28 protein-coding genes are annotated in these 26,279 nt (G+C 60.2%); 12 read left to right on the forward strand and 16 right to left on the reverse strand.

Going from position 1 to position 26,279, the window contains the following annotated elements; genetic code table 11:
- Positions 1 to 80: 80 nt before the first annotated feature.
- The 5 genes from BUC24_RS04275 to BUC24_RS04295 all read right to left on the reverse strand — a co-directional run bounded on the left by BUC24_RS04275 (position 81) and on the right by BUC24_RS04295 (position 7,041).
- Positions 81 to 1,346 carry a DUF2863 family protein gene (locus BUC24_RS04275; protein ID WP_073212871.1) on the reverse strand — a complete coding sequence of 422 codons (1,266 nt, stop codon included), beginning with the start codon at positions 1,344 to 1,346 and terminating at the stop codon, positions 81 to 83.
- 351 nt (positions 1,347 to 1,697) lie between these two features.
- Entirely contained in the window at positions 1,698 to 4,406 is a 2,709-nt protein-coding gene (acnA, locus tag BUC24_RS04280; RefSeq protein WP_073212872.1) for an aconitate hydratase AcnA, read from the reverse strand.
- Positions 4,407 to 4,433: 27 nt separating this feature from the next.
- Positions 4,434 to 4,949 (reverse strand): hypothetical protein, encoded by a 516-nt coding sequence (locus BUC24_RS04285; RefSeq protein WP_073212873.1) that lies wholly within the window; start codon positions 4,947 to 4,949, stop codon positions 4,434 to 4,436.
- Between the two features lie 14 nt (positions 4,950 to 4,963).
- Positions 4,964 to 5,950, reverse strand: coding sequence for an HpcH/HpaI aldolase/citrate lyase family protein (locus BUC24_RS04290; protein WP_073212874.1), 987 nt, complete (start codon positions 5,948 to 5,950; stop codon positions 4,964 to 4,966).
- Positions 5,951 to 6,051: 101 nt separating this feature from the next.
- On the reverse strand, positions 6,052 to 7,041 hold the full coding sequence (locus tag BUC24_RS04295; protein WP_073212875.1) for a malate dehydrogenase: 990 nt from the start codon (positions 7,039 to 7,041) through the stop codon (positions 6,052 to 6,054).
- Between the two features lie 258 nt (positions 7,042 to 7,299).
- Between BUC24_RS04295 and BUC24_RS04300 the strand changes: the two genes are divergently transcribed.
- The 8 genes from BUC24_RS04300 to BUC24_RS26550 all read left to right on the forward strand — a co-directional run bounded on the left by BUC24_RS04300 (position 7,300) and on the right by BUC24_RS26550 (position 14,025).
- Positions 7,300 to 8,097: a GntR family transcriptional regulator gene (locus BUC24_RS04300; RefSeq protein ID WP_073212876.1), complete on the forward strand. Its 798-nt coding sequence runs from the start codon at positions 7,300 to 7,302 to the stop codon at positions 8,095 to 8,097.
- A gap of 334 nt (positions 8,098 to 8,431) precedes the next feature.
- Positions 8,432 to 8,854, forward strand: a complete 423-nt coding sequence (gene sdhC / locus BUC24_RS04305; RefSeq protein ID WP_073212877.1) for a succinate dehydrogenase, cytochrome b556 subunit — start codon at positions 8,432 to 8,434, stop codon at positions 8,852 to 8,854.
- A complete protein-coding gene (sdhD, locus tag BUC24_RS04310) occupies positions 8,854 to 9,219 on the forward strand; it encodes a succinate dehydrogenase, hydrophobic membrane anchor protein (protein ID WP_073212878.1) in 366 nt (121 codons plus the stop codon). Before sdhC ends, sdhD begins: the two co-directional genes overlap by 1 nt.
- 2 nt (positions 9,220 to 9,221) lie before the next feature.
- Positions 9,222 to 11,000: a succinate dehydrogenase flavoprotein subunit gene (sdhA, locus tag BUC24_RS04315; RefSeq protein ID WP_073212879.1), complete on the forward strand. Its 1,779-nt coding sequence runs from the start codon at positions 9,222 to 9,224 to the stop codon at positions 10,998 to 11,000.
- A 65-nt stretch (positions 11,001 to 11,065) separates the two neighbouring features.
- A complete protein-coding gene (locus BUC24_RS04320; RefSeq protein ID WP_073212880.1) occupies positions 11,066 to 11,776 on the forward strand; it encodes a succinate dehydrogenase iron-sulfur subunit in 711 nt (236 codons plus the stop codon).
- A 79-nt stretch (positions 11,777 to 11,855) separates the two neighbouring features.
- Positions 11,856 to 12,122: an FAD assembly factor SdhE gene (locus BUC24_RS04325; protein WP_073212881.1), complete on the forward strand. Its 267-nt coding sequence runs from the start codon at positions 11,856 to 11,858 to the stop codon at positions 12,120 to 12,122.
- A 53-nt stretch (positions 12,123 to 12,175) separates the two neighbouring features.
- Positions 12,176 to 13,477: a citrate synthase gene (gene gltA / locus BUC24_RS04330; RefSeq protein WP_073212882.1), complete on the forward strand. Its 1,302-nt coding sequence runs from the start codon at positions 12,176 to 12,178 to the stop codon at positions 13,475 to 13,477.
- 119 nt (positions 13,478 to 13,596) lie between these two features.
- Positions 13,597 to 14,025: a hypothetical protein gene (locus tag BUC24_RS26550; protein WP_143167381.1), complete on the forward strand. Its 429-nt coding sequence runs from the start codon at positions 13,597 to 13,599 to the stop codon at positions 14,023 to 14,025.
- Positions 14,026 to 14,119: 94 nt separating this feature from the next.
- Here the strand turns inward: BUC24_RS26550 and BUC24_RS04335 are convergent, their stop codons facing one another.
- The 3 genes from BUC24_RS04335 to BUC24_RS04345 all read right to left on the reverse strand — a co-directional run bounded on the left by BUC24_RS04335 (position 14,120) and on the right by BUC24_RS04345 (position 15,966).
- A complete protein-coding gene (locus tag BUC24_RS04335; RefSeq protein WP_073212883.1) occupies positions 14,120 to 14,833 on the reverse strand; it encodes a PEP-CTERM sorting domain-containing protein in 714 nt (237 codons plus the stop codon).
- A gap of 64 nt (positions 14,834 to 14,897) precedes the next feature.
- Positions 14,898 to 15,560: a PEP-CTERM sorting domain-containing protein gene (locus BUC24_RS04340; protein WP_073212884.1), complete on the reverse strand. Its 663-nt coding sequence runs from the start codon at positions 15,558 to 15,560 to the stop codon at positions 14,898 to 14,900.
- A 25-nt stretch (positions 15,561 to 15,585) separates the two neighbouring features.
- Positions 15,586 to 15,966, reverse strand: a complete 381-nt coding sequence (locus BUC24_RS04345) for a hypothetical protein (protein WP_073212885.1) — start codon at positions 15,964 to 15,966, stop codon at positions 15,586 to 15,588.
- A 127-nt stretch (positions 15,967 to 16,093) separates the two neighbouring features.
- On the opposite strand from BUC24_RS04345, the gene BUC24_RS04350 reads away from it, so the two are divergent.
- The 3 genes from BUC24_RS04350 (at position 16,094) to BUC24_RS27090 (ending at position 19,289) form a co-directional block, all read left to right on the forward strand.
- Complete coding sequence (locus BUC24_RS04350) at positions 16,094 to 16,594, forward strand: nuclear transport factor 2 family protein (RefSeq protein WP_073212886.1); 501 nt, start codon at positions 16,094 to 16,096, stop codon at positions 16,592 to 16,594.
- A gap of 1 nt (position 16,595) precedes the next feature.
- Complete coding sequence (gluQRS, locus tag BUC24_RS04355) at positions 16,596 to 17,474, forward strand: tRNA glutamyl-Q(34) synthetase GluQRS (RefSeq protein WP_073212887.1); 879 nt, start codon at positions 16,596 to 16,598, stop codon at positions 17,472 to 17,474.
- A 111-nt stretch (positions 17,475 to 17,585) separates the two neighbouring features.
- Positions 17,586 to 19,289, forward strand: coding sequence for a hypothetical protein (locus tag BUC24_RS27090; RefSeq protein WP_218606480.1), 1,704 nt, complete (start codon positions 17,586 to 17,588; stop codon positions 19,287 to 19,289).
- Between the two features lie 49 nt (positions 19,290 to 19,338).
- Here BUC24_RS27090 and BUC24_RS04370 read toward each other — a convergent pair whose 3' ends face one another.
- Both BUC24_RS04370 and BUC24_RS04375 read right to left on the reverse strand, forming a co-directional pair.
- A complete protein-coding gene (locus BUC24_RS04370) occupies positions 19,339 to 19,806 on the reverse strand; it encodes a DUF421 domain-containing protein (RefSeq protein ID WP_073212890.1) in 468 nt (155 codons plus the stop codon).
- 195 nt (positions 19,807 to 20,001) lie between these two features.
- Entirely contained in the window at positions 20,002 to 20,196 is a 195-nt protein-coding gene (locus BUC24_RS04375) for an oxidoreductase-like domain-containing protein (protein ID WP_073214771.1), read from the reverse strand.
- A gap of 110 nt (positions 20,197 to 20,306) precedes the next feature.
- On the opposite strand from BUC24_RS04375, the gene BUC24_RS04380 reads away from it, so the two are divergent.
- Positions 20,307 to 20,639: a hypothetical protein gene (locus tag BUC24_RS04380; RefSeq protein ID WP_073212891.1), complete on the forward strand. Its 333-nt coding sequence runs from the start codon at positions 20,307 to 20,309 to the stop codon at positions 20,637 to 20,639.
- 159 nt (positions 20,640 to 20,798) lie between these two features.
- Here the strand turns inward: BUC24_RS04380 and BUC24_RS04385 are convergent, their stop codons facing one another.
- The 6 genes from BUC24_RS04385 to BUC24_RS04410 all read right to left on the reverse strand — a co-directional run bounded on the left by BUC24_RS04385 (position 20,799) and on the right by BUC24_RS04410 (position 26,271).
- Positions 20,799 to 21,050, reverse strand: a complete 252-nt coding sequence (locus BUC24_RS04385) for a hypothetical protein (RefSeq protein WP_143167382.1) — start codon at positions 21,048 to 21,050, stop codon at positions 20,799 to 20,801.
- 167 nt (positions 21,051 to 21,217) lie between these two features.
- The gene (locus BUC24_RS26865; protein ID WP_073212893.1) at positions 21,218 to 21,565 is read right to left on the reverse strand and encodes a hypothetical protein; all 348 of its coding nucleotides are present in this window, start codon (positions 21,563 to 21,565) and stop codon (positions 21,218 to 21,220) included.
- Between the two features lie 66 nt (positions 21,566 to 21,631).
- The gene (locus tag BUC24_RS04395; RefSeq protein WP_073212894.1) at positions 21,632 to 22,294 is read right to left on the reverse strand and encodes a response regulator; all 663 of its coding nucleotides are present in this window, start codon (positions 22,292 to 22,294) and stop codon (positions 21,632 to 21,634) included.
- On the reverse strand, positions 22,291 to 23,844 hold the full coding sequence (locus BUC24_RS04400; protein ID WP_073212895.1) for an ATP-binding protein: 1,554 nt from the start codon (positions 23,842 to 23,844) through the stop codon (positions 22,291 to 22,293). Before BUC24_RS04400 ends, BUC24_RS04395 begins: the two co-directional genes overlap by 4 nt.
- Before the next feature lie 85 nt (positions 23,845 to 23,929).
- Positions 23,930 to 25,267: a sulfite reductase subunit alpha gene (locus BUC24_RS04405; protein ID WP_073212896.1), complete on the reverse strand. Its 1,338-nt coding sequence runs from the start codon at positions 25,265 to 25,267 to the stop codon at positions 23,930 to 23,932.
- The gene (locus BUC24_RS04410) at positions 25,264 to 26,271 is read right to left on the reverse strand and encodes an FAD:protein FMN transferase (RefSeq protein ID WP_073212897.1); all 1,008 of its coding nucleotides are present in this window, start codon (positions 26,269 to 26,271) and stop codon (positions 25,264 to 25,266) included. The genes BUC24_RS04405 and BUC24_RS04410 overlap by 4 nt, the downstream gene beginning before the upstream one ends.
- Between the last annotated feature and the right edge of the window lie 8 nt (positions 26,272 to 26,279).

Genomic DNA, 26,279 nt, shown 5'->3' on the forward strand with positions numbered 1-26,279 from the left:
GGCGGGGGCCTATACCACTTGTCCGAATTCGGTAACGTGGTATGGGCCCCCGCCTTCGCGAGGGCGATGTGGTGGTTTGCTTAGTGGAAGTGCTCGTTCCCGCTTGGTGCGTCATCCGGCATTTCTGCGTGCACCAGTTCACCAACAGGATCGGCAAACAGCGGCCCGCCGCAATCGTCACAATACTCGGCAATAAAACGCTCGCTATGCCGCTTGACGTGGGTAACGCCCGCCTCGTTGAGGTGCGCGACGATTTCGTCGAGCGGTGCCTTCTGGTCGGTCAGCCCGCCCACGCCGGCGTTGATCAAGCCTTCCACCGGGGTGCCGTCTTCGTCTTCCTGGCCGTACAGCGGCCACACAATGCCGTAAATGACATCGGTGGTCTGGCGCATGGTAAAGGCGACGCGGTATTCATCGATTTGTCCCTCGGCCGCTTCTTCGCCAAAGCCGGCGATGACGGCGCGCAGGTCCGACGCTTCCACGCCCAGCGTGTTGGTCAGATAGTGCACGGCAGCGCGCACCGAGACCGGGCGAATGAGTTTGTCGGCCTCGCGGCAGGCAACGTAATACGCCTCGGGTAGCAGCAGCTCGATGCCGCAGCCGGGCAGCAGGCGCGTGACCGTGTCGCTGGCCTGGCCGCGCCATTGTTCGAGCGCGCTGGCGCGTTCGGTACTGAAGTGAATGTGATGCTCAGGTTCCTGCCAGCGGAACAGCGGTGCGCCCAGCGGCGCCACAACGGCCACCAGCAGGTAGCGGGTGTCGGCCAGGAAGGGCGCTGTTTCGGGCGCCTTGGGGAAGGGCTTGAGCGGCGTGCCCTTGTAGGCGGCCTGCGCCAGCTTGTGCGTCATCGCGTAGGTTTCCGCGTGCGTGCGCGGCAGCTGGTCGATGGCGAACAGGGTAGGGGCGATGGCCATGCGCACACCGTCGGCCAGCAGGTGCGCGCCAAAGTGGGCGGACAGGGTGGCCAGCAGGTCGGGTGGAATGGTGCCGGACGCGATGGAAAAACGCGTCCATGCGAGGATCGGTGCGGCCACGAGCAGCGCCTGATAGGTGGTTTCGACGCCGTCGACGACGTCGGTCATGACGGACGATTCGCTGACCGCCTCGACGCCTTCCATCAGCACATCGTAGGCGTTCAGGTCGTCCTTGAACAGCACGTTGAGGGTGGTGTCGACGGTATCCTGGTGGCCGGTTTTGAGCAGCTTTTGCAGTTGCGTATCCAGCTGGCGTTCCCAAGCCCGTTCCTCGATCCGGCTGGACGCTTGCACGATGGCCTGGCTGATGCTGACCAGGCGCTGGCTTTCGGCCGACAGTTTAGGAGATGTATCTTTGGATGGACGACGCATGGCGTATAAGGATCTTTTTAGGTGGATGAACGGATCAATTATGTACGGAACAATGATAAACCCTTATCGGCACTATTGTAGTGCATTCCGAATCGGACCATGAATGCAGCGCAAGAAGCAGGTAGATTGGGATGACGGATTGATATGCAAGAGGAATGTCGGGTGAGCACAGTGACATCGCCCTCGCGAAGGCGGGGGCCCATCCCACGTCCCCGAATTCGGAAAAGTGGCATAGGCCCCCGCCTTCGCGAGGGCGATGTGGGGGAATTTTTTAGTCTTCCTTTCCCGCTGCTGCCCAAATAAAAAATGCCGGACGAATCCGGCATTTTTGTGACACACAGCAGGCTGGTATTACGCAGCCAGCAGCTGGCGCAGCACGAATGGCAGAATCCCGCCGTGCTTGTAGTAATCGACTTCGATCGGGGTATCAATACGCAGCAGGACTTTGACTTCCTGTACGTCGCCGTTGGCACGCTTGATGACCAGAGTCGCCAGCTGCTGCGGCTTGATCTCGCCTTCCAGGCCCTTCAGATCGAAGGTTTCGTTGCCAGTGATGTTGAGCGTCTGGACGCTGTCGTCGCCGATGAACTGCAGCGGCAGCACGCCCATGCCCACCAGGTTCGAACGGTGAATACGCTCGAACGAACGGCAGATTACTGCCTTCACGCCCAGCAGCTGGGTGCCTTTGGCAGCCCAGTCGCGCGACGAACCGGTGCCGTATTCTTCGCCGCCGAAGACCATGGTCGGTACGCCGTCAGCGACGTACTGCATGGCGGCGTCGTAGATCGACATTTGCTGGCCGCTTGGCTGGTGAATGGTGATGCCGCCTTCGACCGCCGAACCGTCTGCCTTGGCAGGAATCATGCGGTTCTTGATACGCACGTTGGCAAAGGTACCGCGCATCATGATCTCGTGATTGCCGCGGCGCGAGCCGTAGGAGTTGAAGTCCGCCTTCTGCACGCCGTTTGCCAGCAGCCATTTACCGGCCGGGCCGCTTTCCTGGATCGAGCCAGCTGGCGAGATATGGTCGGTTGTGATCGAGTCGCCAAACACGCCCAGTGCGCGCGCATTGGTGATGCCGGTTGCCGCTGCTTTCGGGGTCATCTCGAAGCCGTCGAAGAACGGTGGCTCGGCGATGTAGGTCGATTTTGGCCAGTTGTACACTTGGCCTTCGGTCGACGATACTTTTTCCCACAGCTTGCCTGGTGCGCCCTTGACGTCGGCGTAGTTGGCCTTGAAGACTTTGGAGTTCATCGCGAACTTCATCAGCTTGCCGATTTCTTTCGAGGTCGGCCAGATGTCGCCCAGATACACGTCCTTGCCATTCTTGCCCTTGCCAACCGGCTGGGTCATCAGATCGACGGTCATGTTACCGGCGATGGCGTAGGCCACCACCAGCGGAGGCGAAGCCAGGAAGTTGGAACGGATGTTCGGGTGAATCCGCGCTTCGAAGTTACGGTTGCCCGACAGGACAGCCGAAGCGACGATGTCGTTTTCGGTGATGGTGGCGTTCAGTTCCGGAGTCAGGTCGCCCGCGTTGCCGATGCAAGTCGTGCAGCCGTAGGCGGTGACGCCAAAGCCCAGTTGTTCCAGGTAGGGCAGCAGGCCGGCAGCGGTCAGGTATTCGGTGACCACGCGCGAGCCAGGGGCCAGCGAGGTCTTGATGTGCGGTGCCACGGTCAGGCCGGCTTCCACCGCTTTTTTGGCCAGCAGGCCCGCTGCCAGCAGCACGCTCGGATTCGAGGTGTTGGTGCAGGAGGTGATGGCGGCGATCAGAACGTCGCCGTTCTTGACGTGCACGCCGTTGCTGGTGCTGTAGGTGTTGGTCAGATCGCCAGCAGCCTTGTTGAAGCCGTTTTCGGTGGTCGGCTTGGAGAACAGTTCAGTGAAGTTGTTCTTGACGTTGCCGATTTCGATACGGTCCTGTGGACGCTTTGGACCAGCCAGCGATGGGGTCACGGTCGACAGGTTCAGCGACACCACGCGGGTGTAGTCGATTTCGCCTTCCTGTGGCACGCCGTACATGCCCTGGGCTTTGAAGTAGTTCTTGAATGCGTTGATTTCGTCGGCGGTGCGGCCGGTGCCTTCGAAGTATTCGATGGTCGCGTCGTCCACCGGGAAGAAGCCCATGGTGGCGCCGTATTCCGGGGCCATGTTGGCGATGGTGGCGCGGTCGGTCAGCGACAGCGTTTCGGTGCCGGCGCCGAAGAATTCGACGAACTTGCCGACGACTTTTTCTTTGCGCAGCATTTCGGTGATGGTCAGTACCAGGTCGGTCGCGGTGCAGCCTTCGCGCAGTGCGCCGGTCAGATTCACGCCGATGACGTCAGGGGTCAGGAAGTAGACTGGCTGGCCGAGCATGCCGGCTTCGGCTTCAATGCCGCCCACGCCCCAGCCAACCACGCCGATACCGTTGATCATGGTGGTGTGCGAGTCGGTACCGACCAGCGAATCCGGGTAGTAGGTGTCGCCAGCCTTGTGCACGCCGCGCGCCAGGTATTCCAGATTGACCTGGTGGACAATGCCGAAGCCTGGTGGCACCACGCCAAAGGTGTCGAAGGCTTGCATGCCCCACTTCATGAACTGATAGCGCTCGTTGTTGCGCGAGAACTCAAGCTTCATGTTCAGGTCGAGCGCGTTCTTTTCGCGGTAGTGATCGATGGTGACGGAGTGGTCCACCACCAGATCGACTGGCACCAGCGGCTCGATGTTCTTAGGATTGAGGCCCATCTTGTTGGCGACGTTGCGCATTGCGGCCAGGTCGGCCAGCAGTGGCACGCCGGTAAAGTCCTGCAACACGACTCGCGCCACGACGAAAGGAATTTCGTCGGTACGGTCGGCGTTCGGGCTCCAGTTCGCCAATTGCTTGACGTGTTCTTCGGTCACCTTCTTGCCATCGCAGTTGCGCAGCACGGATTCGAGAACGATACGGATCGACACCGGCAGGCGCGAGACGTTCACGCCCAGGGATTTCTCGAGTGCGGGCAGCGAGTAGAACTTGCCTTTCTGGCCGGCCGACAGTTTGAAATCCTTGAGTGTGTTCAGTGTGTTGCGGGACATGACCTCTCCTTCAGTGGGGTTTTGTTTTTAATGCAGTGTAGTTTTGACCGAGACAGGTCCGTTGCTGGCCGATTTCATGGCCCCTTCTTGCTCCGACGTTTTGCATTCGTTGGCCAGCTGGCGATTCTGACGCGAATCGAGCAGCATGCCTTTCGACGGGATGCCGATCCAGATCAGGCCGGTGCGCTTGTTTTCAAAGCGCTTCGCGCCCGTGGTGGTGCCCACGCGGGTGAGGCGGTGCAAACGGGTTTTCCAGCGCAGGGCGAGGTGTTCGTCGTCCTTGGCATTGGTGTAGATCGTGATCTTGTTGCCAAGTTCGCAGTTGTAATCGGCCACGCCGTCGTCGCTGTTGATGGTTGGCTCGTCTTCTGCGTCGATGCCGCCGGAAACCACTGCTGCCGATTTGGCTTTTTTCGCTTTTGGTTTGGCCTTGGCCTTGGCTGTTTTTGGCGCTTCGGCGGCAGGCGCTGGTGCGGCCATCAGGGAACCTGCGAACAGGGAGAGGCTCAGGACGAGCAGGGTCTTGTTGAGTACGTTTGCCATCGGGATTATTCCGTTCATGTGACGATGTTGACGATTGCGATTGCAGCCTCGGGTAAGGCGAGTCCTGCGAGTTTCGCACGCTGTAAAACCGTCCAATAATAGCGATAGCTGGCGCGGTCGTGCAAGCGTCCGTTTTGCGCAATCGGCCCCCATGCCGCGGCCTTGGCCTCGGTCAGGATCAGGGTCGCTTCGTTCACTTCTGACAAGCGTGGTGTAAAAGCTTTAATAATCGGCTTGATCTGGTCGGGGTGGATGCTCCACATCCGCGTGAAGCCAAACTCGGCTGCCGCGCGCTGGGCATCATTGGCCACCACGGCCGTATCCTTGATTTCTGTTGTCACATTGTGTGACGGAATCTTTCCATGCGCATGGCATGCGGCGACCATTTCCAGCTTAGCCCGCACTATGAGCGGATGGGTAAACTGGCCGGGCGTGCGCATGGCGCTGCCGGGGATCGCGCCGTAGTGCGCCGACACAAAATCCATGATGCCGAAGGACAGACATTCGACCTGGGGCAGGGCAGCAATGGCGTACGCATCGCGCAGCGCGCCATGGGTTTCGATCAGCACGTGCACCGGCAGCGGCGTGTCGCGCCCGGCCTTGCTGGCGTGCTTGTTAATCAACTCAATTGCCCGGGCAACATCATCGACGCTGTCGGCTTTTGGCAACACAATATAGGCAAGACGTTGTGCCGCTGCGCCAACAATGACAGTCACATCACCTGCGAAGAAGGGACTGCCATATTCGTGCACGCGCACGCCAATGCGGTTGAAGCGGTTGCCTTCGTCATTGAGCAGGCGCGCGACCAGCTGCGCGTGTTCCGGCTCGGCGCCGGCGGCAGCGCCGTCTTCACAGTCGAAGGTGATGTCGAACAAGGGGCCAAGCTCTTGTTGCAGGGCCATCGATTTGGCCATCAGCTTCTCGGAACCGGCGTAATGATCGCAGGCTGGCAGAAGCAGGGGCTGTCGTTTTCCCTGGAATAAAACCTCGGAAGGATGCATGTTTGTTTTTTCAGGTACAGCAGCACCCGTGCCGCTCGGGGCGGCACGGGGCTTGCGGCGAACTGGTGGCTTGTCGGCCTCCATTTTTGCCGCGGTGAGAATTAAGCCAGCAGGTGGGCAACGCCCTCACGCTCTTCGGTCAGTTCCTTGAGCGTCAGGTTGATGCGTTCTTGCGAGAACTCGTCGATTGGCAAGCCTTGGACGATGCTGTACTCGCCATTGGCGACCGTGACTGGGAAGCCGAACATGGTGCCTTCAGGGATGCCGTACGAACCATCCGAAGGAATGCCCATGGTGGTCCACTTGCCGTTGGTGCCAGCGTGCCAGTCGTGCATGTGGTCGATGGCGGCGTTGGCTGCCGACGCTGCGGACGACAGGCCGCGTGCTTCGATGATGGCGGCGCCGCGCTTGCCCACGGTTGGCAGGAAGGTGTCGCGGTTCCAGACGTCGTCGTTGATCATGTCCTTGACCGACTGGCCGTCCACGGTGGCGAAGCGGTAGTCAGCGTACATGGTTGGCGAGTGGTTGCCCCATACGGCCATTTTTTCGATCGATGCCACTGGCTTGCCGGTCTTGGCAGCCACTTGCGACAGGGCGCGGTTGTGGTCCAGGCGCAGCATGGCGGTGAAGTTTTTCGCTGGCAGCGATGGGGCCGATTTCATGGCGATGTAGGCATTGGTGTTGGCTGGGTTGCCGACCACCAGTACCTTCACGTTGCGCGAAGCGACAGCGTCGAGCGCCTTGCCTTGCACCGTGAAGATCTGGGCGTTTGCTTCCAGCAGGTCTTTGCGTTCCATGCCTGGGCCACGTGGACGTGCGCCGACCAGCAGAGCGTAGTCAATATCCTTGAATGCGGTCATCGGGTCGCTGTGCGCGGTCATGCCGGCCAGCAGCGGGAAGGCGCAGTCGTCGATTTCCATCATCACGCCTTTGAGGGCCTTCTGTGCTTTTTCGTCGGCGATTTCCAGCAGTTGCAGGATGACTGGCTGGTCTTTGCCGAGCATGTCGCCGTTAGCGATGCGGAACAGCAGGGAATAGCCGATTTGGCCGGCCGCGCCGGTAACGGCAACGCGCAGAGGGGTTTTAGCCATGATGAATCTCCAAAGTGGGAAAGAAAACGGTCGAAGCTGAGGATACGCTTGTTCGAAAAACCATAATGATACCAAAACCGGCAACAGCCGGTCCGGCCTTGATAATCTGCATGGACCTGCGCGCGTATGCCGGATCGACCGCGAGTGTAGGCCGCTGTGGTGCCAATGTCAATTCATATCATATGTCTTATATAAGACACATAACAGCAGGTGTTTATTACTAGACTGCAAAGGTCTTTTGTGGTGAAATCCAAGGCTATGAATTCTGCCTCGTCCAATCCGGTCAACCATGGTACTCCACCTGCGGGGACGGGTGCGTCCGGCAGTGCAGGCGGCCCTTCGCCCACCTTCAGCCCGCTGTATCAGCAAATCAAGGCGCTCATCACGCAAAGCCTGCAGTCGGGCGAGTGGAAGCCGGGCGAGCTGATCCCTAGCGAAGTCGAGCTGGCCAGCCGCTTCAAGGTCAGCCAGGGCACGGTGCGCAAGGCGATCGACGAGCTGGCCGCCGAGAACCTGGTCATGCGGCGCCAGGGCAAGGGCACGTTTGTGTCCACCCACCATGAAGCGCGTGCGCACTTCCGCTTTTTGCGGCTGATGCCGGACGAAGGCGTGCCGCACCAGCCAGAGAACAAGATTATTGAAGTCAAGCGCATGCGCGCGCCGGCCGAGGTGGCGCGCCTGCTTGATTTGAAGTCGGGCGACGCGGTGGTGTACATCAAGCGGGTAATGTCGTTTGATGGCGCGCCGACCATTTTGGAAGAATTATGGCTGCCGGGTCTGCTATTTAAGGGACTTACTGCCGAAAGACTGGTCGAATACAAGGGGCCGATGTATGGACTGTTCGAGTCCGAGTTCGGCACGCGCATGATTCGCGCGAGCGAAAAGATTCGCGCGGTCAGTGCGGATGCGGGGGCGGCGCAGTTTCTGAATGTGGCCGAGGGCACGCCCTTGCTGTGTGCGGAGCGGGTGTCGTTTACGTATGGAGACAAGGCAGTGGAGCTGCGCCGGGGTATTTACCTGACGGCGCATCATCACTATCAAAATGATTTGAGCTAGCCCGAGCGGTGAATACATCGTCCTCGCGAAGGCGGGGACCCATAGCAAGCTGAACAACTTCGGTGACATGCTATAGGCCCCCGCCTTCGCGAGGGCGATGTGGTGGCTGCTCACGATGTGGTTGCTGCTTACCATGTGTTCGCTGCCGCGATGTGCTGGCTGCTCGGCAGGAAACATGCATACCGATTAAAATGCTTGGTACTGGGAAAGTACACAAAAGTTGTTCTTTGACCCGCTAATTTTCCCTAATACTAATTTAGCTATTGGTGCAGTACACCAAAATTGGCGATAATTACGAGTTATACATTCAAAAGTCAGTCAAGGGGAGGTCTTTATGTCCGAAGCCGTGAAAGAAGTTCCAAAAAAAGAACGGCCAGAGTTCCGTAATATTCACATTACGGAATTACCAAACTACCGTTTGCCGCCGCAAGGCTGGGTATCGATTTTGCACCGCATCAGCGGCGCTGGTCTGTTCCTGCTGATGCCGTTCTTGCTGTTCCTGTTCGACAATAGCGTCAAATCCGAAATGACCTTCGCGTACTTCAAGGGCATTCTGGGCAACCCGCTGGTCAAACTGATCCTGCTGGGCCTGATCTGGGCGTACATGCAGCACTTCTGTGCCGGCGTGCGTCACCTGTTCATGGACCTGCACATGGGGATCGAAAAAGATTCGTCGCGTCAGAGCGCCATCGTGGTTCTCGCCGTCAGCCTGTTCCTGACTGCACTGGCCGGTCTTAAACTGTTCGGAGTCTTCTAATGGCTAAAAATAATATCGGCCAAAACCGCCTCGTCGTTGGCGCCCACTACGGTCTGAAAGACTGGCTGGCGCAGCGCATCACCGCCATCGTCATGGCCGTGTACACCCTGGTCTTGCTGGGTTCCTTCCTGACCGGCACCAACTTCAGCTATGAAGGCTGGGCTGCCCTGTTCTCGAAACAGTGGTTCAAGCTGTTCAGCCTGGTGACCTTCACCGCGCTGTACTACCACGCCTGGGTTGGCATGCGCGACATCTGGATGGATTACGTCAAGCCGGTCGGCATTCGCCTGGGCCTGCAAGCACTGACCATTCTGTGGCTGATCGGCTGCTTCTTCTACACCGTGCAAATTCTCTGGGGGCAGTAATCGTGGCCGCAATTAAGAAAGCTTTACCTACCCGCCGCTTCGATGCGGTCATCGTTGGCGCCGGCGGTTCCGGCATGCGCGCGTCCTTGCAGCTGGCTGAAGCCGGCCTGAACGTGGCTGTGCTGTCGAAAGTATTCCCGACCCGCTCGCACACCGTGGCTGCCCAGGGCGGCATCGGCGCTTCGTTGGGCAATATGTCGGAAGACGACTGGTACTGGCACATGTTCGACACCGTCAAGGGTGGCGACTATCTGGGCGACCAGGACGCGATCGAATTCATGTGCCGCGAAGCACCAAAGGTCGTGTACGAACTCGAACACTTCGGCATGCCATTCGACCGCAACCCGGACGGCACGATTTACCAGCGTCCGTTTGGCGGCCACACCGCCAACTTCGGCGAAAAGCCAGTCCAGCGCGCCTGCGCGGCAGCCGACCGTACCGGTCACGCCCTGCTGCACACCCTGTACCAGCGCAACGTGCGCGCCCGTACCCACTTCTATGTGGAATGGATGGCGATCGACATCATCCGTGACGCCGAAGGCGACGTGGTTGGCGTGGTGGCACTGGAAATGGAAACCGGCGAATGCATGATCCTGGAAGCGAAGACCACCATCTTCGCCACCGGCGGCGCAGGCCGTATTTTCGCTGCATCGACCAACGCCTTCATTAACACCGGCGACGGCATGGGCATGGCGGCACGTGCCGGCCTGCCACTGCAGGACATGGAATTCTGGCAGTTCCACCCGACCGGCGTGTCCGGCGCGGGCGTGTTGATTACCGAAGGCGTGCGCGGCGAAGGCGGCATCCTGATCAACAGCAACGGCGAACGCTTCATGGAGCGCTACGCACCGACCCTGAAAGACCTGGCGCCGCGTGACTTCGTGTCCCGCTCGATGGACCAGGAAATCAAGGAAGGCCGCGGCTGCGGTCCAAACAAGGACCACGTGCTGCTGGATCTGCGCCACATTGGCGCCGAAACCATCGCCAAGCGTCTGCCTTCGATTCTGGAAATCGGCCACAAGTTCGCCAACGTCGACGCGACCAAGGAACCAATTCCAGTCGTGCCGACGATTCACTACCAGATGGGCGGTATTCCGACCAATATCCACGGTCAGGTCGTCGCACCAAAAGACGGCAACCCGGTGGCTGTGGTCAACGGCCTGTACGCGATTGGCGAATGCGCCTGCGTGTCGGTGCACGGCGCCAACCGCCTGGGCACCAACTCGCTGCTGGACCTGATCGTGTTTGGCCGCGCAGCGGGCAACCACGTGGTCGCATCGAACCTCAAGCAGAAGGCCAACAAGCCGCTGCCGAAGGATGCTGCCGACTTCGCGCTGGACCGCATGAACCGTCTGGAAACCTCGACTGGCGGCGAAAAAGTGCAGGGCGTGGCCAACGACATCCGCGCAGCGATGCAGAAGCATTGCGGCGTGTTCCGTACCGACGCCATGCTGGCTGAAGGCGTGGAAGAAATCATGAAGCTGGACGAGCGCCGCAAGCACGTGTCGTTCAAGGACAAGTCGATGGTGTTCAACACCGCCCGCGTGGAAGCGCTGGAGCTGGACAACCTGATCGAAACCGCCAAGGCCACCATCGTGTCCGCCAACGCCCGCAAGGAATCGCGCGGCGCGCATGCGCACAACGATTATCCGGATCGCCTGGATGCCGAATGGATGAAGCACACGCTGTGGTTCTCGGAAGGCAATCGCCTCGAGTACAAGCCTGTGATCACCAAGCCGCTGACGGTTGAGACCTTCCAGCCGAAAAAACGTACCTTTTAAACGCATAGGGGGAAATGCCGGCGCCGAAGGCGACTGCTTTGCCCCCTACCAGCTAGGGATAGAACATGACACGCACCGTAAATCTCGAAATCTACCGCTACGATCCGGACAAGGATGCGAAGCCGTACATGCAAAAAGTAACCGTCGAGTTGCAAGACACCGACAAGATGCTGCTGGACGCGCTGCAGCGCATCAAGTCCGACGTGGACGACTCGATCGCGCTGCGCCGCTCCTGCCGTGAAGGCGTGTGCGGTTCCGACGCCATGAACATCAACGGCAAGAACGGCCTGGCCTGCACCACCAACCTGAACGAGCTGACCCAGCCCATCGTGCTGCGTCCGCTGGCAGGCTTGCCGGTGATCCGCGACCTGATCGTCGACATGACCCAGTTCTTCAAGCAGTACGATTCGATCAAGCCTTACCTGATCAACGATTCGATCCCGCCTGAAAAAGAGCGTCTGCAGACCCCGGCAGAGCGCGAAGAACTCGACGGCCTGTACGAGTGCATCCTGTGCGCTTGCTGCTCGACCTCGTGCCCATCGTTCTGGTGGAATCCGGACAAGTTCGTCGGTCCTGCCGGCCTGCTGCAAGCCTACCGCTTCATCGCCGACAGCCGCGACGAAGCCACCGGCGCGCGCCTGGACAACCTGGAAGACCCGTACCGCCTGTTCCGTTGCCACTCGATCATGAATTGCGTCGACGTTTGCCCTAAAGGATTGAATCCGAACAAGGCCATCGGCAAGATCAAGGAACTGATGGTTCGCCGCGCAATTTAAGGCGTATATACAGTAAAAGTACCGTACTGCCGATATTTGGCGACGGGTGTATAGTGTTGACCGAACGACAGGCTCTTGTGTGACTACGCATCAATCCGATCCGGCAAACCGTTCACGGCTGCGCTGGCGCAGTCGCCGCGGCTTGCTGGAAAACGACATCATCCTCACGCGCTTCCTCGATGCGCATGAGGAAAGTCTGACCGACGAAGAAGTCGACGCGCTCACGCGCTTGCTGGATCTGGCGGATAACCCGCTGATGGACCTGATCCTGGCGCGTGCCGAGCCCGAAGGTGAAGTTGACCTGCCGCATGTGCGCGCCTTGCTGGTGCGCCTGCGCCAGGCCTGACAAGTTTCGTAATTTTTTTATTTGAAGACCTCACCTCCCAAGAAGGAAGTGCCATGAATATTTCTGATACCAAAGCCACACTGTCCTTTTCCGATGGCAGCACCCCCATCGACATGCCGATCTACAAGGGCACGGTTGGCCCGGACGTCATCGACATCCGCAAGCTGTACGCCCAGACCGGCAAGTTCACCTATGACCCAGGCTTCATGTCGACGGCTGCTTGCAACTCGAGCATCACCTACATCGACGGCGACAAGGGCGAGCTGCTGTACCGCGGCTACCCGATTGAGCAGCTGGCCGTCAATTGCGACTTCCTGGAAACCTGCTACCTGCTGCTGAACGGCGAACTGCCAAACGCGGCCCAGAACAAGACCTTCAGCGACACCGTCACCAAGCACACCATGGTGCACGAGCAGATGCAATTCTTCTTCCGCGGTTTCCGTCGTGACGCGCACCCGATGTCGGTGCTGGTCGGCACCGTTGGCGCGCTCGCTTCGTTCTACCACGACTCGCTCGACATCAACGACCCGCATCACCGCGAAGTATCGGCCATCCGCCTGATCGCCAAGATGCCAACCCTGGTGGCCATGTCGTACAAATACTCGATCGGCCAGCCGTTCGTGTACCCACGCAACGACCTGTCGTACAGCGCCAACTTCATGCGCATGATGTTCGGCAACCCTTGCGAAGAATACGTTGTCAACGAAGTGCTGGTACGCGCCCTGGACCGCATCCTGATCCTGCACGCAGACCACGAACAGAACGCATCGACCTCGACCGTTCGTCTGGCCGGTTCGTCGGGCGCCAACCCGTTCGCCTGTATCGCTGCCGGTATCGCTTGCCTGTGGGGCCCTGCTCACGGCGGCGCCAACGAAGCGGCACTGAACATGCTGAAAGAAATCGGCACTGTCGACAAGATTCCTGAGTTCATCGCCAAGGTGAAAGACAAGAATTCCGGCGTCAAGCTGATGGGCTTTGGTCACCGCGTCTACAAGAACTTCGACCCACGCGCCAAGCTGATGCGTGAAACCTGCCACGAAGTGCTGAACGAACTGGGCCTGCACGACGACCCATTGTTCAAGCTGGCCATGGCGCTCGAAAAGATCGCTCTGGAAGACGAATACTTCGTGTCGCGCAAGCTGTACCCGAACGTCGACTTCTACTCGGGTATCGTGCAGTCGGCCCTGGGCATTCCAGTGTCGCTGTTCACCGGTATCTTCGCCATGGCGCGTACCATCGGCTGGATCGCCCAGTGGAACGAAATGATTTCGGATCCAGAACAGAAGATCGGCCGTCCGCGTCAGCTGTTCGTCGGTTCGACCACCCGCGATGTGCCGGGGATCGACAAGCGTTAATTGCGCTTGAATTCGTAAAAAAAGCGGGCTTTCGAGCTCGCTTTTTTTTTGTGGGACAATTGAAAACCTGTGGCTCGCTCAGTAGCAGATGCAGGGTTGAAGCTAAAAAATAGAAGTAAATGAATACTGACAATGAACATGGCTTTCGAAGCTCGCTTAACACCTTTGGCGCCGTAAGCGTGACAGTGCTCGCTGCGGTCTTGCTTGTTCTTATCTTTGTCCGGCCTGAAGCGCGTATGGACCCCGAAACTTCGATGGTAAGGGTGTCAAATGACACTGGCGTGCCAGTAAATAATATTATTCTGAATAACGTGCCATTTGGACATTTGTCGGATAAGCAAGTTAGCAAATATCAGCCTGTAACGAATGCATATCCATACGCGCCTTTGCGATTAGACGTAGCTAACAAAACGTTCGAGTGGATGCCAGATGACTATTATGGAGAAAAACCATTGGGAAATGGAAACTTCACATATTCAATCCGGCGGAGGGAAACTCCGGTTGGTCCGGAGTTTGACGCACATATTCGCAACGAGTTCGAGCACTAAACTTTGATGGAGTGACCGCGGAGCCGCGTTGGTCCTGTCCGGCCAATTGGCAAGTAGCTGAGCCTTGGTCCGCTGATCGCATTCAGCGCGCGCTTTACTCAGTAAGCAGCGCCCGCAGGCAAGCTACGCGTCTGTCTGCCCAGGAACGGCGCACCGCCAGCCACGCCAACCCCAAGCCAAGCAACGCCAACGTCCCCGGCTCCGGCACCGATGGCGGGCTCTCTTCATCGATCACCACATCGTCAATCGCAAAGCTCACGCCGGGGTCGGATGTGAACCAGAATGCCTTGATGTTCTTGAACTGCTCACCCAGGATAATTTTGGTGCCGGGGAAGCCCCAGTCCTGGCTTGGCATGAGCATGACGTAAGAAGAATGGAGGAAGTCCAGCGACGCGTGCAGAAATACGCGCTCGCTGCCGTTCGCATTGCCGTACATGTTGGCTGTGTTGGTCGTCAGGACAAAACTGTTCAAATCGAGCGATTCGCCATAGCGCTTGTAGGCGAGAATTCCCGGCGCGTCCGCTGCAGCCGTGTCGCTCCAATCGCTGTGCAAGACGTCATTCTCGACGGCATAATAATCGCCCACGAAACCTTCGCTGACCTGCGTGTAGAACGACAGCACGCCTTCGGTGTTTTCCGCGTAATACACAGCAAGATCGGAGAAGGTGCCCGCATTCTGTGTGATGCCCGCCCAGCCGTTATGCATCGCCGCGGTGCCGCCGGTGAAGTCGATCGTTGTTGCGTTTGCCGGACCGGCCGTTGCCAGGACAAGACCGAGTGCGGCAGAAAATGTACGGAGCAGGTGCATGTTCATTCCAGTCAGTGTTGGTTGAAGCCGCGCGATGGATGTCGACCCCGCCGAGCCCGAATGATCAGACAATACGGCGGCGCAGGCTTAGACCCGCCAAGGCCAGCCCAAACAAAGCCAGCGTCGCCGGCTCAGGCACTTGTCCCGGGCCCGCATCCGCCAGAATCAGATTATCGATGCCCAGACAGTCGACGAAGTTCTCGGTAGTGAACCAGAATGCCTTGATGTGGTCGAATTCTGTCCCCAGCAAGACGGTGGACAGTGTGCCGCCCCAGTTTTCTGGCGGCAGCATCACGCTGTAACTGACGTTGATTCCGTCAAGGGAAGCGTGGATGAAGGTGCGCTCGTCGCCGCTGGCGGTACCGCCTGGATGGTTGTTGCTCGACACGTCAAAGGAATCGAGGTCGAACAGGGCGCCGTCCAGCCGGGCAACGCGCACTTCCGTGACGCCACCGCCGTTGCGGGCCCAGTGCGTGTGCATCACGTCATTTCCAAGACCGTAATAGTTACCCAGATTCAGCACGCCCCCGGTGTTGCTGACCTTGTAGCCGTTTTCGAGGTAGTAGCTGGCGTTGTAATAGGACTCGATATTGTTGGTCACCACGCTCGAGCCGTCAAAGTACACGGCCTGCCCGCCGGTGAAATCAATTTCGGTTGCAGCGGCGGGCAGCATGCTTGCAAGGTTAAGCGCGGCCGCGGCCAGCAAGGCAAATCGGAATGTCGTCATGGTGTTTCTCCAGGTAGGGGCGAGGTCAGTTGCATTTGCCGCGCAGGTAGGCGATCGGAATAAAGGGCAGGGCGAGCAAGCCCTGGAAGATAAATGTGGGCTGGCGTTTCAAGCCTTGCGAGCTCAGGCATCCCGGCACTTTGGCTTCGTCAAACTGCGCAGCAAAGCGTTCGTAGCGGTCCATCGGCGGTTCCGAACTGGCCGTGTAGCGTTGCGGAATTGCCGCAGCTTTGGAGGCAGCGACAGCGATCTCTTTCTCTTCCTGGATCGAAGCGCGAACGGCGCGCTTGATCAATTGATCGTCGTTGATGGGCGCGGCGGCCCAGTTCTCGGGAATGACTGCCTCCTGCGCAGAGGCACTAGTCACGGTAATGGCAAGTGCGATGCTGACGAATTGCCTGGACATGGTCGTTATCCGTGGATGCTCATGACAGAACTGTACGTCATTTTGATGACGTTTGTGCTACCTTTTTAAAAAAGTACGATGTCGGCGCGTGTACAATCATCTCCACGCCATTGACCGACTGACCACCATGAAACAACTTCTTGCCCTTGTCTGCCTTGTGTTCGCCAGTGTTGCCCTTCCCGCGCAGGCGGTCGAGTCGGATGCAGCGTACCGCAAGCAAATCAATGCCTTCATCGACGAGTGGCATGACGACGCCGCCAATGCCCGCGAAGCCTACTTCGACAAGATCGCCCCGAACGGAATCTACATCGGCACAGATAAAACCGAGCTGTGGAACCGCGAACAATTCAAGGCCTGGGCCAAACGCTTTTTCGACCGCAAGTCAGCCTGGTCGTTCAAGGCCACGAAGCGCAACGTCTACATGTCACCGGACAAAAAATTCATCTGGTTCGACGAACTGCTTGATACCCAGATGGGCGTCTGCCAGGCCAGTGGCGTGATCCGCAAAACCGACACCGGTTTCGAAATCGAGCACTACCAGCTGTCGATCGCCGTGCCCAACGAAGTGGCTGACAAGGTGACCAAGATCGTCAAGGACCACGAAGCCAAACCGGCTGCCGTCAACTGAGGTGAGCGGCAACTATGTCGGGCGCTTTGCGCCCTCGCCAAGCGGGCCGCTGCATGCCGGTTCCATGGTCGCGGCACTGGCCAGCTATCTCGATGCGCGTGCGCACCACGGCCGCTGGCTGATCCGGATTGAAGACGTGGACGAAGACCGTGCCGTTCCCGGCGCGGCGCAAGGCATGCTGGCTTTGCTCGAGGCACTGGGCATGCATGCCGATGGCGAGGTGGTATGGCAGAGCCGGCGCACGCATCTGTACGCAGCGGCCTGCGCTCAACTGGCAGAGGCAGCCTATCCCTGCGGCTGCAACCGGCGCGAAATCGCCGATTCGCGCCTCGGCCTGGCGCCCGATGGCAGCGCGATCTATCCGGGCACCTGCCGCAACGGCCTGGCTGCGGGGCGGGAAGGGCGCAGCCTGCGCGTGCGCGTGCCAGATGGACCGGCCGGGACCATGACCTTTGTCGACCGGTTTGCCGGCACACAGACCCAGCACCTCGATACGGAATCGGGCGACTTCGTGCTGAAACGTGCGGATGGCTTCTATGCCTATCAGCTGGCAGTGGTGGTGGATGACGGCGCCCAGGGCGTGACCGACGTGGTACGCGGCGCCGACCTGATCGATTCCACAGCACGTCAGATTTATCTGCAGCGCCTGCTGGGCTTGCCCGAGCCACGCTACCTGCACGTGCCGGTAGTGCGCAACGCCGATGGCGAGAAATTGTCGAAGCAGACCGGTGCGCTTGCCATCGATCCGGCCCAGCCTCTGGCAGTACTGATGGATGCCGCCAATTTTCTCGGCCTTGGCTTGTCGCCCCTGCCGAGCGTGAGCCAATTCTGGCCCGCAGCAACTGCCGCGTGGGCGCAGCGTTTTTGCGGTATGCAATAAGTATTTTTTCAAGATAACATGACAGAATATAATGGCTTCCCTATAATTCAATAGTTGAACAAACATAAACTATAGCTCCACTCAGAGGGAGCTTTTTTTTTAGGGATTTACATGCACTTCAATTTGCGTAATGGCACTGTCACGATGTTGCTCGCTTCGCTGCTCGCGGCTTGCGGCGGCGGCGGAAACGATACCCCGCCAAGTCTGGCAGCAGGATCGTCGTCGTCACCGACCCCAACCCCAAACCAAATCGTAACCCCAACCCCAACACCAACCCCAACCCCAAACCAAATCGTAACCCCAACCCCAACACCAACCCCAACCCCAACCCCGACCCCGACCCCGGCGCCGGCAGATCCGCTGCCGCTGTACCCGATTCCCGTCAATATGTGGAAAGCGCCTTCCAATGCGCTGCCGACGTCAGGCAATTACGTCTACCTGCAAAGCGATAGCGGCGACTATATTGGCGGCGGCAAGACCTACACCTACAACGGCAAGACCGCGCTGCTGAGCGTGACCGCTTCCGGCCGCAGCGTCCAGATGAGCGTTGCCGGCGACGAAGACTGGTCCGGTTCGATCCGTGTGCCCAGCGCTATGGACCAGATCGGGCCTGGCTATTTCGTCAACCTGACGCGTGCGCCGTTCTCCGACCCTGCAGTCGGCGGTCTCGAGTGGTCGGGCGAGGGCCGTGGCTGCAATACCCTCAAGGGTTGGGCGATCATCGACAAAGTCAAGCTGGTCGCCGGCGTCATCACCGAAATCGATGCACGCTTCGAGCAGCATTGCGAAGGCGGCACCTCGGCACTGCGCGGTCAGATCCACTGGACCAAGGCCGATCTGTCGACCGAGCAGCCTAACGGTCCACAGCCGATTCCAGCCAACCTGTGGCGCCCTGATCCTGCCGCGCTTCCAGGCAACGGCAACTATGTGTACCTGAACAGCACGGCGGGCGATTACATCGGTGGCGGGCGCAGCTATTTGTACACCGGCGCGGTCGCCAATCTGGGCGTGAGCGCCAGTCCGAGCTACCTGAAGGTGTCGGTCGCTGGCGACCAGGACTGGACGGGCGACTTCCAGACCATGGCCAGCGTCTCGGAATTGCGTCCAGGCTATTACGCCGATTTGTCCCGCTATCCCTTCCACAACAAGCTGAAGGGTGGGCTGAACTGGTCTGGTGAAGGCCGCGGCTGCAACACCCTGAGCGGCTGGTTCGCAGTCGATGCCTCCAGTTATGTGGGCGGTGTGCTCAAGTCCATCGATCTGCGCTTCGAGCAGCATTGTGAAGGCGGCACCAGCGCCTTGCGCGGACAGATTCACTGGCGTGCCGATGATGTGGTGACGGTGCCGGGCCCGGTCAATCCACCGCCGGCAAACTTGTGGACTCCGCCAGCGAACTTTGTGCCACCAGCAGGCAATTACGTGTATCTGGCCAGCGATGCCGGCGACTTCATCGGCCAGGGCATGACCACGCTCTACACGCCCGGCAATACCACCATCACCCCGGTGCTCAACCGCACGGCGGCATTCGCTATCGGTGTCGGTGGTTTCAATGGCGACTTTGTCGGCATGCAGAGCGTGTCGCAGCTCGTGCCTGGCTACTACGGCGGCATGCAGCGCTATCCCTTCCACAATGCGACCAAGGGTGGCATGGACTTTAGCGGCAATGGCCGGGGCTGCAATACGCTCAGTGGCTGGTTCGTGGTCGATAGCGTCACGTACAACATGGGCGCGATCAGTTCCCTGCATATGCGCTTCGAACAGCATTGCGAGGGCGGCGTCGCTGCACTGCGCGGTGTGATCCACATCGGCAGTTAATTGTGGGCAGGCGGGGCGGCCTCGGGTCCGCTCCGCTTTCCGATCGGGTCTAGCTTTGCTTCTTGGTCTGGATGGTGATGTTGCCATCTGCTTCCAGGAAGGCATACGCCATGTCCTCCATGGTGCAGTCGGCCTCGCGCAAGGCTTCCTGCACCTCGGTGTCGGACAGGCGGCATTTTTTCAGCACCTTGTCGAACATTTTTCCATCACGTCCCAGCAAGACCGGGGTGCCGTCCAGCAAGTCCGACATCTTTTTGCTGTGCGAGCTCATGTACGCGACCGACATGTTCAGCGCCACCAGCGTGCCTGCAATGATCAGGCCGCCCAGCACCGAATCGTCACCGCCGCTCAGCGAGTTCGATACCGCTTCACTGAGCAGCATCACCACCAGCAGATCGAAGGGTGTGAACTGGCCGACAGTACGGCGTCCCGATACCCGCACCATGATCAGCAAGACACAGAACACAATGACTGCGCGCAGAATAAATTCCCACCAGGGAAGGCTCAAATCGAGCATGCATGACTCCGTTTACTTGGACAAATCGTCGTCAGATTGTAGAGATGCATGTGGGTATTGACTGTGCCCAATCCAACAGTCTGTGCCGATTCTTTTGCCTCCAAACAACCCGCATTTGCAGGTCAGCCCGGATGCTCGCGTCGGCCGGTGCCGGCGCTGCGCCGTGGCAGCCGGCCGCCCGTGTAGGCGCTGCCATCATGTATTTGGTGCCGCCACCTTGCCGTCGCGCCGCGCCTCCCATTGCTTGAGCTGAAGGCGGTAGCGCTCCATCGCGTCTTCGTACAAATCGAAAACGCAAGGCGTGCAGCCGCTGCGGCAGCAGTCTTCCAGCGTGGGTTGGGTAGGTGCAGTTGGTCGGAGCGCGCCGTGATCGACGATTTTCGTGTTCATGCGCACCAACATAAATCACCGGATGCGGAAAGTCCAATTTGCGGAGGACGGGTTTTCAGTTTCCGAATGGCATGCTATCATTTAGGCAACTTTTACACGATTGGGAAACAATGAAAAAAACGCTTCTGGCAATTGCTGCCCTTACACTTTCCGCACCATCTTTTGCTGGCTTTCAAGTCGGTACAGTAAAGAGCGTCACCGTGCGCGATTCCGATGGACTGGTATTTTTCGTCTTGAATGGGACCGCGCGCGAGGGACGGCCAACGTGCGCAGGTCAGACCTATTGGATGATCAAAAATGAAACGACGCTCGCAGGTAAGCAGCTTTATGCGCAAGTTCTGGCAGCTCAGCTGAGCGGCAAAACGCTTACCGTGGAAGGTGCTGGCACTTGCACGCGGTGGCCTGATGGCGAGGATGTCCGTTCGATTTCGCTCGGCGACTGATCGGCTCTGCACGGTCGGGTACCAGCATCGTGCCGGTACCCACAGCATTCGATTTGAGACCTGACTACATCGAAAATCGCTTTTACTACAGACTGTCCCGGAATCGCGCGACAGAGTCAGCTTAGTTCGCTTTATGTGCATCGGTACAAACAGGGTGTATTACAAAACCTCAAATTCGACACTCCGTTTGTCCTCTGAGCGATGCGCCAGGAAGAAGATAACGCCGGCAATCCAGCAAAAAATGATCATGTAAGGCTGAGAGATGTCAGCAGCGGCATCGACCGCGAACCCGTGGATCCAGAAGCCGAATCCGATACCAAGTGCGACCGAAAAGCAGATCTCGAAAACGAGCATGGAGGGGGAAGGGGATGTTAATTTCACGGTGAACTCCGGCAATTGCACGATGAGCAATTGTCGCTTCGGCCAGTGGTCTTAAGGGTGATTTTGCGCAAACGTGTGGTGAGAGCGTTCCGGCGCGCCGGCACATCGGTCCGGCCGCGCCGCAGGATTCAGTGGCATGGGAAGGGGCAGGCCGCGGGATGGCGCGCCAGAAGTCCAGTCAATCTGCCCGCGTCCATTCAGTTGGAAATGTGCACCGAATACACCTCGAAATACATCCCCCGGTTATCTCGCTCGCATACACCGCTCATACTGCCATGTTTGATGGCGTAACTTAACTTGGTGCCCGGCGCCTTTTTGGCGCATGCGGCGTGCGCTTCGGCCGGCGCTTCGGGTACGGGTGGCGGGGCAGGCGGTGCAGGTGCGACCGGCATATCCGGCATGCCCGGCGGGGTCGGTGGTGTCGGCGGTGCTGGCGGGGCAGGGAAGGCGGTGCCGCACTTGCAGTGCCGCTCGTGCGCTGCTGCCGGCACGGCGATGGACATGGCGCACAGCGCGCTCAAAATCAACGTTGAAATCAGCTTCATGGTGTTCTCCTTGTGGTTGACCGACAAAGCCAGTCTGACCGTCAAATGTGGAGAAACCGTGGGGACCTACAGGTCGAAGCGATATCCCAGGCCATACACGGAACTGATCGCCTCCACATCCGGCAATGCAGCACCGATCTTGCGGCGCAGGTTCTTGATATGACTGTCCACTGCGCGATCGGTGACATCAAGGCTATCCTGACTGGCCAGATCCAGCAGCTGTGCGCGCGAGAACACCTGGCCGCGCCGGCGCGCCATGCCTGTCAGGATCTGGTATTCGCTCGGCGTTAAATCCAGTGCCTTGCCGTTCACGCTGACGCGGCGCGCGGCTTCATCAATTTGATACAGGTCTGGCGCCTGCCCTTTGTTCACGCGCCGCAAAATGACTTTGATGCGCGCCATCAGTTCGCGCGGACTGAAGGGCTTGCACAGATAGTCGTCGGCGCCATTGTCGAGCCCTAGCAGACGGTCGATCTCCTCCACCCGTGCCGTGACCATGATGATCGGAACGTCCGAGAACGCGCGTACTTCACGGCACAAGGTCAAGCCATCCACGCCGGGCAGCATCAGGTCCAGCACCAGCATTTCCGGTATGTCCTCGCGCAAGGCTGCCAGCGCTGCGGCGCCATCGCCAAACACCGTTGGCAGATAACCGCTGGCACGCGCGTAGTCGGCCACCAGCGCTGCCAGTTCGGGCTCGTCCTCGACGATGAACACGCGGGCACTCATGTGACCACCATTGGCATAGCAAGGCGGACCTGCAAGCCGCCCATGGGCGAGCGGGCGAAGGTCAGCGTGCCGCCATGCGCTTGCATGATGCGCTGAACCAGGGCCAGGCCCAGGCCAGCACCGCCATGTTCGCGACTGCGCGATCCTTCGACGCGGAAAAACCGCTCCCCCAGCCGCGCCAGTGCCGCCTCGGATACGCCAGGGCCGCTGTCATCGATGGTCAGCTTGACGACGCCCCCTTCTGTATTTAGCTGCATGGCGATGCGCGCTCCGGCGCCACAGTAGCGGATGCAGTTCTCGAACAGGTTGGCGAAGACCTGACGCAGGCGTTCAGAATCGGCCAGAACGGTGCTTGCCTCCGTCGGTGGCACAGCGTGGAACGCCAGCCCGGCGGCGGAGAATTTGTCGCTAAACGCGCTCGCTTGCTCAGTGGCGAGCTGCCACAGATCGATTTGATGGCGCTGCAAGGCCAGTTCGCCTACATCGGCGCGCGCCAGGGCATACAGTTCGTCAATCAGCTTGTTGAGCGACAGGACCTGCCGCAGCATGGCCGCCGTGCTGTCGGCGTTGGCCGGGCGCACGCCGTCCTGCACTGCTTCGAGCTGGGCGCGCAGGACCGACAAAGGCGTGCGCAATTCGTGCGAGGTGTCGGCCACCCACTGGCGGCGCGACGTTTCCGCCCGCCCCAGCTTGTCGGCCAGCTGATTGAAGGTGGCTGCCAGGTCACCCAGTTCGTCGCTGCGCGCGTCCGGCAACCGGCGCTCGTAATGGCCGTCGGCCAGGTCGCGCGCACCTTCTGCCAGACGCAGGATCGGCTTGCGGAAGTGCGCCGCCAGCAGCATCGCTGCCAGTGCGCTCAGGGCCAGGCTGGCACCAATAATAATCGGCAGGCTGTCCTTCATCTGCTGTACGAAAGTACGGGCCATGGCGTCGCTCGGCCTGGCCCCTCTGGCCACTGCCAGATACCCCACCGTCTTGCCGCCGCTGATGATCGCGCGGCGCGCATCCGTTCCCGCGCTGCCGCTATACCCGGCCAGATAGCGCCCGTCTGCGCCCAGCAGCGTGACCCGGTCCTGCAGGCCCAGTTCGTCCACCGGCGGCAGCACGGACGGCTCATCCGGCGGTTCGGGAATAAAGGGTGGTGGCAAGGGCGGTGCTGGCGGTGCAGGCGGCTCGGGCGCAACAGCCCGGCCAAGTGGCTCGCGAATCGCTACCGGTGGTGCAGGTGGCGCCGGCGGTGCAGGCGCTGCTGGTGCTTCCGGGACCGCCACGCCGAGCTGGCGCTGGCGCTGCAATCTGGCCAGCTCGATGGCAATCCATTCGGCCCGCGCTTCCCGTTCGGCCGGGACGAACTGCCAGCCACCGCGTGTCTGATAGCGCCGGGCCAGGCTATTCGACAGTTCGTCCAGCCGATCGAGTTCGATGCTGACGGCATACTCGGCGAAGCTGCGCATCACGTTCTGGCGCATCAGCACGAGCGCAGTCGCTGCCACTGCCAGCATCGCCAGCAGAACGGAAATGAACAGACGGTGGCCTATCGAGATGCGCAAGTGGGGTACCGGGTGGCTGAATGCACAGAGTGTATCGCGCCACCAGCCTGCACGCCAAATGTGGAGAAATTGTGGGCTTTACATTTCAGTAGACATCGCGGCGGTAGCGGCCTTCGGCGTCGAGCTGGTCAAGCTGTTGCTGACCGAGCGCAGCGAGCAGGGCGTCGTGTACGCCAGCAGCCATGCCTTGCAGGCTGCCACACACGTAAATGGCCGCCCCCTGCGCAACCCATTGGCGTACTTGCTCCGCCTGCGCACTGAGCGCGTGCTGCACGTAACGGGGCTCGGCGCCGTCGCGCGAGAAGGCCAGGCTGAGCGACGCAAGCGCGCCGTCACGCTGCCAGGCGTCGATGTCGTCGCGACAGAAATGGTCGTGCGCAGCGTTGCGTTCCCCGAACACCAGCCAGTTGTCACGCCGGCCATTGGCAATCCGGTGCTTCAGGTGTGCGCGCAGCCCGGCAATGCCGGTGCCATTCCCGATCAGGATCATCGGTCGCGCGGCGTTGCCGCCTTGCTGGAAGCGGCTATGCTGGCGCACGCGCATCTGGATGGTGTCCTGTTCGGGCGCCTGCAGGCATAGCCAGCCTGAAGCAACGCCATGGCTGCCATCGTCGCGCACGTGCAAACGGACCAGCAGTTCGATTTGACCGTCGGCCGGCAGCGAAGCAATCGAGTACTCGCGCGGGTAGGCCGGGTCGCCCGGTGCACTGATCTGGACCAGGTCGCCGGCTTGCCAGTCGGGCAGGAGCGCGCCTGCTGGACGCAGCGTAACCCGGTACACAGGCGCGCCGGCGCTGCCCGGGTTAAGCAGCGCGCGTTCTCCAATGCGCCACTCACCATAGGCAGGAGCGCTCCAGTCGGGCGCATCGCTGGTGCCGGCCAGGTGGCTCAGATGGTGCTGCCATGCTTCGATGGCGGCGGGCGCACTGCGGTCAGCTTCAACGCGCTGGAACAGGGGCTGCGCACCACGCGCCTGCAAGGCCGCGTCCAGGTATCGCCCAAAGCCGCAGAAATTGACGTAGCTGCTGTCACCCATCGCCAGGACGGCGTAATGCAGCTCGCCGAGCGATGCATCGAGCCCGCCGAGCATTCCGGCGAAACGCGCGCCGCTATCGGGCGGGTCGCCTTCGCCATAGGTGCTGACGATGAACAGAATGCGGTTGGCATTGCGCAGTTGCGCCTCGGCGATATCGTCCATGCTGGCAGCGCGTGCACGCAGGCCACCGGTGCGCAGGGTTGCCACGGTTTGTCCGGCCAGGTATTCACAGGTGCCAGTCTGGCTGGCGTACACCACCAGCCAGTCGGCCGCCTCATCCGGGGCGCAGCGCTTGCTGCTGCTGCGCCAGAGGGCAAAGCACATGGCGGCGTATGCCAGCAGCATGCCTGCGGCGACAGCCAGGCGGACGGGGTCGAGATTGATCATTGAAGCAGTTCGTTAAATGCGGTGGAGCCGAGTTCCTGAAACCCGGTGGCCGTGCGCAACACGAAGCGGGCTGCCAGACCTTGGGCCTGCGCGAGGCGCATGCCTTCATCAGGGCCGAGTACGGTCAGCGCGGTCGACAGCGCGTCGGCGGCCATGCACTCCCGGTGCAGTACCGTGACCGACGCCACACCGTTGTCAATCGGGTAGCCGCTGCGCGGGTCCAGCGTATGGGAGGCGCGCTCGCCTTGATGCTGATAGAAGCGCCGGTAGTCGCCTGAGGTGGCAACGGCCAGTCCGTGCAAGGCCACCACGACGGCGTCATTGGCGCTTTCGCCGGGCACGGCTTCGAGTGTGACCCACCACGGCTGACCATCGGGTTTCATGCCTGCGCCGCGCAGTTCGCCCCCTGCCTCGACCAGATAATGGTCAATCCCGCTCGTTTCCAGGTGCTGCGCCAGACGGTCCACGGCATGTCCCTTGGCCACCGAAGACAGATCAAGCTGCACGCCGCCCGGCTGCAAAATGCGGCGTTCGCGGGCGTCGAACTGGACGCGTTCGCGGTCGCTGCGTGCCAGGATCGCTTTCAAGTCAGCATCGGCGGGGGCGTAAAAATCGGGGCCGTCGTAGCGCTTGCGCGCGCCGAAGCCCCAGCGATTGACCAAGGCTCCCGCACAGGGATCGTAGGCGCCGCCGCTGATGCGAGCCACTTCCAGCGCGTAGCTGACGACATCGCAGAAGGCTTGCGGCATGGTGTGCCAGCTGCCTGCAGACGCACTGTTATAGCGGCTCAGGTTTGAATCAGGTTCCCAGTGACTCATTTCTGCCACCACCTGGTCGAGCTGGTGTTGCAGTTCGCCGGCCAGTGCTTCGCGGCTGGCGCCAGGCTCCAGAACCACGCGCGCTGACCATGTGGTGCCCATGCTGGTCCCGCCGATCTGGCGCACTTCGCTGCCTGCCGCGGGCAAACCCGAAGAGACGGTCAGTGGAACCAGAACGCGGCGCATTGGCAGGG

The organism is Massilia sp. CF038, assembly GCF_900129765.1.
GTDB lineage: Bacteria > Pseudomonadota > Gammaproteobacteria > Burkholderiales > Burkholderiaceae_D > Telluria_A.